The organism is Streptomyces sp. NPDC060027 (assembly GCF_042737005.1).
Taxonomy (GTDB): Bacteria; Actinomycetota; Actinomycetes; order Streptomycetales; family Streptomycetaceae; genus Streptomyces.
In genome coordinates, this window is sequence record NZ_JBHWVI010000302.1 from 1 (window position 1) to 8,306 (window position 8,306).

An 8,306-nucleotide genomic window follows, 5' to 3' on the forward strand; every position below is an offset into this window, starting at 1 on the left:
ACGACCCCAAGCCCTTCATCTGGACCAAGACAGCCGAAGAAATCCTCGACTCCCTCGCCCGCTTCTGCCGACGGATCTCTGGCGCAGGACACTAGCGTGGTCTCATGTCGAGAGTTGAATGGACCCGCCTGAGCGGTGATGAGGTTGAAGAGGTCGTTGCGGTCTTGCTGTCCCGGCGACACCCGGACTGCGTCCGCATTCGGCCTTCCCGGGGAGATGGCGGAATTGACCTTCTGCTCCCGCAGTCGGACGGAAGCCACCACGTCGTGCATGTCAAAAAAGTTCACTGAGAACCTCAAGGCCAGCCAGAAGACGCAGATCGAGAAGTCCCTGAGGCGCCTGATCGCCTACGCTCAGGAACAGGGGCTCCGGATCACCGGATGGGACCTCGTGACTCCGCTGGATCCGACAAAAGAGAATCTGCAGTGGCTGCAAGGTCAGGGCTTCGGCGTAGTCGCGTGATGTCCGGTTTGTGATCATGCGAGGCCGAGGAGAGCCAGTGGTCGCCGGGGGTCGCGGGCGTTGCGGCGGAGGGCGGCGGCGATGTTGGTGACGCCGGTTCGTCTCAGGGCGCCTATGGCGAGGTTGCGGAAGGTCGCCATCGCGCGGGACGCGTTGCCGGTCCGCAGTTGCGAGGCGTCCTCTGCGAACGTGGTGTCCCGGACGTGGTGCAGGGCTTCGATCGTCCAGTGGTCGCGAACCAACTTCGCGAGCTGGGCCGGAGTGACCTGCTCGGCGGTGAGGCTCGTGACCGCGTAGACGGTCTTGACGGTGGTCCTGCCGGTCTTGCGGTCGGTGCGGCGGCGCTTGATCTGAATGGCTTGGCGAGCGCCGGGGAACAGCAGGCTGTCCACGGTGGCGACCTTGATCCGGCGGATCTCGCGGCGCCCGTGGCCGCTCTCCTTGGTTCGGCCCAGGAGCGGGATGTCCTTCCAGGGCAGCGACTTGAGCTGCTTGCGCAGGATTTCTGGTTGTCCTTGACGATCACGATGTAGTGCGCCTTGCGGCCGAGCAGGTAGGTGGCGTGCTCGCGCTGGGTGTGCATGGCGTCGCTGGTGACCACCGTTCCGGCGAGGTCGGCGACGGTGTCGAGCAGGGGCTGGAACCGGGTGATTTCGTTCGTCTTCTCACCGACATCCAGCTGGGCCAGGACCAGGCCGGTGGTGTGCTCGACAGCGGAGAGAAGGTGGATCTTGCGGCCCTTCGCCTTGGCAGCACTGCGCAGGCTCTTGCCGTCCACGGACACGCCGCGCAGGTCAGCGGCGCCACTCGGTTGCGGGCGGCGGTCGGTGAGCCAGCGGCCGACCGCCCGGTCCAGCGCGTCGCCGTCGACGCGGGCCAACAGTCGACGGACCGTCGACTCCGTCGGCACCGGTCGCCTGGACATCAGCGGATCGGTGCAGATACCGAGGCGTTCAAGCACGTGAGCCGGGGCATCGGCGATCCACTCGCCGACAGCAAGCAGTGACGTTGCCCCGGTCAGCACAGCGCACGCGGTCAGTGTGAGCACCACGGCCAGAGCGTGACGCACCCCGCGCGGGTCACGCGGGTCCGGCACCCCGGCGAGGTGCTCGACCAGTCCCGGGATCTCCTCGGACCGAGGTTCGGGCTCATCACGGAGCTGGTCAAGCGCGGGCGGGATCAGGGATGATGCGTCGACAGGCACGGTCTTCCATTCGGATCACGGGGCGTCAAGAACTCCATGATCTTGGAAACCGTGCCTGTCCCGATCCCAGGGCCCGTCCGACAGATACGCCGAAGCCCTGGTCCTCGACACCGCCCATGTCAGGCAAAAATGCCCGCATGCACGACCCTTGCCTTCAGGCCCTTTGGGCTGCGAAGCACGATGTGAGAATTGACTGACGGTGCAGCGTTGATCGCGACATGATCGTGGAAGTCCCGCCGAACAATGAACGGAGGAACAGCCGTCTTGAGGTCGATCGTGGAAGTGGACGTCACTGTGGCCGCAGGGTATTTGGGGTCGTACAGGTCGACTTCCCAGTACGTAGGCCAGAGGAGATTGAACGCGGACCCGACGACCTGCCAATCGCCAGTGGTGTTAAACGTCTGTTCGGTGCCGGCGTGGGCCGGTGCGCTTGCCGCGAAGCTGCAAGCCGCAGCGGCCACCGTGGCGGATACGCCCAGTCCGAAGCGTTTCATAATTCTGCTCATAGCGTGATTCCCATCCTTTGACGAAATCTCACCACACCATCTGACGTGTGTGTTGCACACATACTGAGGCCCGCACGAATGACCATGCATCTGTAGTCAATACCTAAACCTGTCGCCGCAATACTCAAAAAACTGACGGTCGTGGCCCTGCTGCTGTGAAGGAGTAGACCCGTGAAGTGCCGGTGCAGTGGCCCTGACGGAATGCCCCGGTGCCGGCGGTGGGACCATGTGAGAGGTCGCGGCCGAAAGCCGGGCGCCGCAGGCTCGTTGAGGTGATCCGGCCCAAGGCCCGGTTCGCGGGTGAGGGCGGGGGCGAGCCGGTCGACGGGCAGCGGGGTGCCGTCGTCCCAGGAGAGATGGACACCGGTGCCAGGGACAGCGCGGCGGTGGGGGGTTCGTGCGTCGCCTCCTGCATGGCTACGAAGCCGCAGACGATGAGCGGCTCGTCGCTGTGCAGGGCGCCGTCGTGCTGGGTGAAACTGATGGCCCAGGTGTACTGGTGCAGGCGCAGTGGTGCGACGAGGCGCCCGCCTTCGGCGAGGGCATGGATCCAGGGCAGATCCCAGGTGCCGACGGTGACGATGATGGCGTCGAAGCCGGTGCCCGGGATGACGTCAGGCGGAAGGTGTGCGGCGTCGGCGGTGACCACGCGGACACGGTCGTATCCCGTTGTTGTCAGAAGGTTGGTTGCTTGTTGGTGACGGCCGGATCGAGCGTTTCGCGAGCGCATCCGAATGGAGGCCGCCGAGCGACGCGGTAGGCGCCCGGCAGGCTGATGGTCTGGGTGACGTGTTCCCAGATGGTGAAGCGGATGGTCATCTCGAGGCGGTGTTCGGCCGCGGTCATCAGGTGGCGGCGTGGTCGGAAGTGGGGTGATATGCCGCTGAACACGGACAGGAACCGCTGGGCCGCGCCGGGTGAGCGGAAGAATTTCATGGCGCGTTCGCGCTGCCTCGTTGGCTGGTGGGAGTTCTCCGCCCGGTTGTTCAACCCTTTGTGCGCCCGGTGTTCCACCGAGCCCATCAGCTCGCGGTGGGCGACCGGGTAGCTCTTCATCTTGTCGGTGACCAGCACCCTGGGCACCCGTTGCTGCTTCTTCATCAGCTTGGCCAGGAACCGCTTGGCGGCCTTCGCGTCGCGCTTGGACTGGACGAGGACGTCCAGGACGTTGCCGTGCTGGTCGACGGCCCGCCACAGGTACTGCCGCTCCCCGTTGATCTTGACGAACACCTCGTCCAGATGCCACTTGTCGCCGGCCGCGGGCCGACGGCGGCGCAGCCTGTCGGCGTAAGCCTGCCCGAACTTGCAGCACCATCGCCGCACCGTCTCGTGGGAGACGAGCACACCGCGCTGAGGCATCAACTCCTCGACCTCACGAAAAGAGAGAGGGAAACGGAAATACAGCCACACGCATTGCGCGATGATCTCTGCGGGGTAGCGGTGGCGCTTGTACGACGGCGGTGTAGCCGACACGAACGAACCCTCCCAGGCATGACCAACTTGAAGATCATCCCACCCTCACCTATTAACGTGACAGCGCCCTTCGGACTGACAAGCGTGCCCGGTTGGCGGAACGATCGCAGCTCAACCCCCGCCGGCATCTGTCGTCGGTGGCGGATCAGGTACCGGAGTCGCTGCGCCAAGAACGGATGGCCGCCGCGGTGTCCCGCAGTCCTGTCTCCCCCGCGCGGATTTCCCCCGCCAGGGTCCACAACGCTTTGGGCTCCGGAGCGACCGGCCGGCCGGAAAGCCGCATGTACGCCTGGGAGGCCGACCAACCGATGACCAGGTTGTAATCGGCGAACGGCCTCAGCGTGAGCGCGAGGTAGATGAACGTCGCCGCGCGCGCCTCCGGCTCCTCGTAGTACGGGGAGCCCGCGATCTGCTCGTAACGGTGGGCGGTGCCCGTCCAGTGCAGGGCGCCCCAATCGCTGACGTCGACGTTGTCGGGTGCGGTCTCGGACTGGATCGTGAGGAGCCATCCGGGATCGACGTAGACGATCGGGCTCACCGAAGGCCTTCCGGAGCGTCCTCGACGGCGGCCAACGCCACGGGGTAGGCGCCGCGGGCGGCGTCCAGGAACGCGGCCCGGTCCACCTCGGACACGAGCACCTTGTGCGCAAGAGAGCGAGTCGAGACGCCCTTGCTTTTAGCAAAGGCGTTCAATCGTTCGAGCTCTTCAGGGCTGAGGTCTACGGAATCTTTGGCATGGACCCATTGTAGAGGCGTACGTGGAGGCACCACTAGAGGCAGTGCGGTTGCGGATGTGCGGGCGGTGGGGCTGGCAGGTGACGTGACACGGCCGTGACCGGGAACCCCACCTCACGTCACCTCGCCTGCTACCGGCGCCGTCGGGCATGCGGCTGCCCGACCCGCAGGCGGTGGGCACCCTTCTGCGATGGCGGGCTGGGAGCCCCGCTGCTGAGCACGGAGAGCCATCTGACCCCGTCTGGGGGTAAATCGAGCGCACTCCTGAAAGACATGCAGCCCGTGCACGCGCTGAGGAATGGAAGGCCCGCTACCTGCGCGTCTCCAAAGCGCGGCGCAGTCCGGCCGTAAGCCGGCCCAAGGCTCCGCGCGTCGCGCGTGCAGATCGACGCTCCGCCCGAGCAGCAGCTCTTCATCGGCCAACTGACAAACCTGATCGAGAAGACAGAGCCTCAGCAAGCGACCAGCAGTTGCGGGTGTCCAGCTCCATCAGCATCGCCTGCGCCATCTCCCGCGCCACCAGCCGTGGTTCTGGGCGTGGGAAGCACCGCGATCTCGCTCATCACCGCCCCGAACGCCGTCGTCCACGCCTGCTGAGCCATCGTGGCCTCCACGGCCACCTGATCCTTGATCGTCTTCACAAACGTTCATGATCGCGGTGGCCGCTCTCCTGTCCGCTGGCACCCCGACAGCGTCCTTACCTGCGCGAACACATCAACGATCAAGAACTACAGCTGCCGTGTCAGAGCCGCCACGCACTGCACTGGTCCGCATGGCGCCGTGGCCACCAGGCCATCGCCCCGAACTACAGCGACCACCGCGACCTACTACAGCAGAACGGTGTGATCGTGGCGCGAGTACGCCAGCGATTGAGTACTGCTTACTCAGGCACTCTTCGGCCATGTGACTTTGGATATAATTGCACCCTTTCCACAGGGATAGCTGTCCGTCCGCAAACGCGAAATGGAGTCAACCGTGAAGCCTGAAGACGTTCCCGCTGAGGAAGAGATGGACTTCGTCCTCGATGAAGAGGACGCTTTCCTCGACATCCCTGTCTCGACCAATCACAGTGAGATTGTCATCGCGCTTTAGTCGCGAGCCGACCATGTGGTCTACATTTCCGAGCCAGATCGTGGAGCGGATTATCACAAATGACCCTGCACTTACACGGGAACGCTCCCGCCACAGTCTGGGCCCTCAACCGCCCTGTCGGTCATCCTCGATGACGTGCCACCGCCTAACCTCGGCAGTCCTGGTGAAAATATTAAGATCCGTACCGAAGAACTGATGGATAAAGTGCACAGTCTGATGAAGAACCTTCAGAAGGTAGATGCGCCAGCGGAAGTCAAACGCGGCGCCACGCGTGTCTCAGATACTCGAGGAATAGATGAGGGTCGATTCTTCACGGAGCATTAAGACAAGGCAAGTGCAACGACTTCTTTTGTTCAGGGCAACTGATGCAGGGATGGCTGGTAACTCGACTCGCTAGCTGCCCCGAACTGTCGAGTGCTGGCATCTGCCCGTAAATTGCAACTCTTGGATCAACCAATCTTCTTTGAAAGGGTTTCAATGGACCGCGCTTTGGATCTTAGTCAACTCGCAGGTGATGACGGTCGATTTTTTTCGAATTACTATGGAAAAATCCCGTTTTTGCGCCGGGGTGCCGTCGAAAAGCCTAAGGAAGTGCTTTCGGTTCAGAGGCTGGACGCGATCCTCCGAGAGCAAGTGGTGCAGGCCAGCTATATCACGGTCGTCAAAAATTCGCGACCCCTCCACAGTGGGGCTTATAGCGCTTCAGTGCGCATTGATGGCCAGCACTTTGCTGATCGCGTGGTCCCTGAGAAGATGGCTAGGTACATTGATGGCGGCGCAACGGCTATTTGGAGGCAAGTGCATCTTTTTTGCGACAGCATGCGAAAGAGTCGTGAAATAATGGCCGAAAAACTGGGGGCACGAAGTGACACCTACGCCTTCGTGACTCCGCCAGGCGTCCATGGACTCTCGACGCATGACGATCCAGATGATGTATTTGCTGTTCAACTCGAAGGATGTAAGCGCTGGAAAATCTGGCGCCCTCAGGGGAATCCGAGACTACCTGGAAAAATTTACGATCTTGCGGAGGTAGAGAATCTTGGAGAGCCAGTGATGGACGTTACTCTGGAACCGGGAGACTTTCTTTACATTCCACGTCATGCGCCACATGCGACACTGGCTGGTGCTGCTACCTCTCTTCACGTAACGGTGGCAGTTAGGCATGATATGTGGTCTCAGATAATTTCGTCCATCGCTGAACGTGTTATGGGTGAAGATCCACGGTTTTCTGAATTGCCGCTATTTTCAGTGGGCGCTCAAAACTGGTCGGCTGGCTTGCGTGCAAGGCTTCACGAGCTTGCTGCATCCCTGGAGGCCGTTGACGTCGGAAAAGAGATCCAACGCATCATCGATGATGGAAAGCAAGCAGCGCCCATCTCGGGGTGGTAGTTGGCCAGTCCATGTCTGTAGGGCGATAGGTCAGTCACGGCAGCTGTATTTCTTGATCGGTTGGGCATCGCTGCTGGTCAGGTTGTTGCTGCGGCGGTGATGTTGTTCCAGCGGCGGTGGGCCTGGGCTGCCTGGTGTTGGTGGTGGCGGCGCCAGGCGAACCAGTGCAGTAGGTGTGCCAGATCGCGGTGGGGCCGTGGTAGCACGGTGGCCCGCAGCAGGCGGATGAGTTCGCGGGCGCTGGCCACCACGAGACGGACAGGGCCGGCGGGAGTGCGGGTGACGGCGGCGAGCATGCTGATCAGGGTCCAGCGCATCCAGGAGTTCCAGCAGGTGGTCTGCCCCAGGGCGTGGTGGAGTAGCAGCGGTAGAAGGAGCGTTCGCCGGTGTAGCGGTGGCGACGGATGACCAGATACGCGCGCCCGTCCGCGTGGCCGTCGAGGTGTCGTCGGCCTGGACCTCGACGAGCGCCCAGTCGTAGTGCCGGTCGCCTTTCATACCGTGGCCGGTGCGCATCCTGGCCCACGTCTTCTTCGGAATCCGGTCGGCGAGCTGGGTGGCGGTGAAGGAGCCGGCGCTGGTCGTGGCGCGGTGGTCGGCGCGGACGGCGAGCGCGTAGTAGAAGCTAGCCGGCGGGCCTCCCGCCGCAGGTCGCATCCGCCGTACACCTCGTCGCCAGCCAGCCAGCGCGCCGCGATGTTCGGCTGATGCCGGGACAAGCTCGCTCTGACCTTGGAGATCGTCAACCGCACCGACGACATGACAGGGTCACGTGGTTCTGCCGAGACGCTGGGTGGCGGAGCGCACATTCGCGTGGTTGATGAACTCCCGCCGTCCGGCCCAGGACTACGAGACCCCGCCCGCCACCAGCGAGGCGGTGATCCGGTGGTCGATGGTCACGCGGATGAGCCGGCGTCTGGCACGGCCACGGGCCACCGGCCGGCACTGAAGGCACCCGACGCCTCCAGGAGGAGCCACCCGCGCTCCGCCAGGCGCCGGGCTTTCGACCGCAGCCCCTCGACCTTCGCCGACGTTGGCCCAAGGCCCAGCTCCACCGCGATCTCCTTGGCCCGAAGCTGTCCGTGACCCGTGGACCGCTGCTGTTCCAGCACGCCCAGAATCCGCTGATAGTCCGGTGCCAGAACCGTCACCGGCAGCCCTTCCCGCCAGGGCGGCACCACCGAGCCCGGCACCGGCGCGAGCGACGGCACCGCTTCCTCCTCCGCCTCGGTCCCGGTCACGACGGTGGTCTCGGCTGCCGAGGCTGCCAGGGCCTCGACCAGCTCTTCCCTCGCGATCACCCGCCGGTCCAGCTCGATCTCCGCGGCCTCCAACACCTCAGCCAACCGCGCGACTTCCTCCCGCAAGCCCTCCACCCGCACGCGGGCAGCCGCCCATACCGGTCCCACCCACTTCGGGCACTGGGGCCTGCCTTCCGCTGTCCC

General features: G+C 63.8%; 10 protein-coding genes and 3 pseudogenes. 4 read left to right on the forward strand and 9 right to left on the reverse strand.

Features of this window, described 5'->3' with window-relative positions; genetic code table 11:
* The first annotated feature begins 104 nt into the window (after positions 1–104).
* Both ACFWBT_RS39450 and ACFWBT_RS39455 read left to right on the forward strand, forming a co-directional pair.
* Positions 105–290, forward strand: a complete 186-nt coding sequence (locus tag ACFWBT_RS39450) for a restriction endonuclease (RefSeq protein ID WP_385708625.1) — start codon at positions 105–107, stop codon at positions 288–290.
* Positions 271–462 (forward strand): hypothetical protein, encoded by a 192-nt coding sequence (locus ACFWBT_RS39455; protein ID WP_385708629.1) that lies wholly within the window; start codon positions 271–273, stop codon positions 460–462. Before ACFWBT_RS39450 ends, ACFWBT_RS39455 begins: the two co-directional genes overlap by 20 nt.
* 173 nt (positions 463–635) lie before the next feature.
* Here ACFWBT_RS39455 and ACFWBT_RS39460 read toward each other — a convergent pair.
* Together ACFWBT_RS39460 and ACFWBT_RS39465 are read right to left on the reverse strand one after the other, a co-directional pair.
* Positions 636–854: pseudogene (locus tag ACFWBT_RS39460) on the reverse strand (ISAs1 family transposase); the annotation flags it as partial.
* Positions 855–1,003: 149 nt separating this feature from the next.
* Positions 1,004–1,558, reverse strand: a pseudogene (locus ACFWBT_RS39465) (ISAs1 family transposase); the annotation flags it as partial.
* On the opposite strand from ACFWBT_RS39465, the gene ACFWBT_RS39470 reads away from it, so the two are divergent.
* Positions 1,523–1,651 (forward strand): hypothetical protein, encoded by a 129-nt coding sequence (locus ACFWBT_RS39470; protein ID WP_385708632.1) that lies wholly within the window; start codon positions 1,523–1,525, stop codon positions 1,649–1,651. The pseudogene ACFWBT_RS39465 and the gene ACFWBT_RS39470 sit on opposite strands and share 36 nt — an antisense overlap.
* A 134-nt stretch (positions 1,652–1,785) precedes the next feature.
* On the opposite strand, the gene ACFWBT_RS39475 is transcribed toward ACFWBT_RS39470, so the two are convergent.
* The 5 genes and pseudogenes from ACFWBT_RS39475 to ACFWBT_RS39495 all read right to left on the reverse strand — a co-directional run bounded on the left by ACFWBT_RS39475 (position 1,786) and on the right by ACFWBT_RS39495 (position 5,021).
* A complete protein-coding gene (locus ACFWBT_RS39475) occupies positions 1,786–2,172 on the reverse strand; it encodes a hypothetical protein (RefSeq protein WP_385708635.1) in 387 nt (128 codons plus the stop codon).
* 124 nt (positions 2,173–2,296) lie between these two features.
* Positions 2,297–2,821 (reverse strand): hypothetical protein, encoded by a 525-nt coding sequence (locus ACFWBT_RS39480; RefSeq protein ID WP_385708638.1) that lies wholly within the window; start codon positions 2,819–2,821, stop codon positions 2,297–2,299.
* 125 nt (positions 2,822–2,946) lie between these two features.
* Positions 2,947–3,645, reverse strand: a pseudogene (locus ACFWBT_RS39485) (IS6 family transposase); the annotation flags it as partial.
* A 145-nt stretch (positions 3,646–3,790) separates the two neighbouring features.
* Complete coding sequence (locus ACFWBT_RS39490; RefSeq protein WP_385708641.1) at positions 3,791–4,183, reverse strand: hypothetical protein; 393 nt, start codon at positions 4,181–4,183, stop codon at positions 3,791–3,793.
* Positions 4,184–4,832: 649 nt separating this feature from the next.
* Positions 4,833–5,021, reverse strand: a complete 189-nt coding sequence (locus tag ACFWBT_RS39495) for a hypothetical protein (protein ID WP_385708644.1) — start codon at positions 5,019–5,021, stop codon at positions 4,833–4,835.
* 895 nt (positions 5,022–5,916) lie between these two features.
* On the opposite strand from ACFWBT_RS39495, the gene ACFWBT_RS39500 reads away from it, so the two are divergent.
* Entirely contained in the window at positions 5,917–6,861 is a 945-nt protein-coding gene (locus ACFWBT_RS39500; RefSeq protein WP_385708646.1) for a JmjC domain-containing protein, read from the forward strand.
* A 77-nt stretch (positions 6,862–6,938) separates the two neighbouring features.
* Here the strand turns inward: ACFWBT_RS39500 and ACFWBT_RS39505 are convergent, their stop codons facing one another.
* Complete coding sequence (locus ACFWBT_RS39505) at positions 6,939–7,178, reverse strand: hypothetical protein (RefSeq protein WP_385708649.1); 240 nt, start codon at positions 7,176–7,178, stop codon at positions 6,939–6,941.
* 579 nt (positions 7,179–7,757) lie between these two features.
* Entirely contained in the window at positions 7,758–8,270 is a 513-nt protein-coding gene (locus tag ACFWBT_RS39510) for a hypothetical protein (RefSeq protein ID WP_385708652.1), read from the reverse strand.
* Positions 8,271–8,306 lie beyond the last annotated feature (36 nt).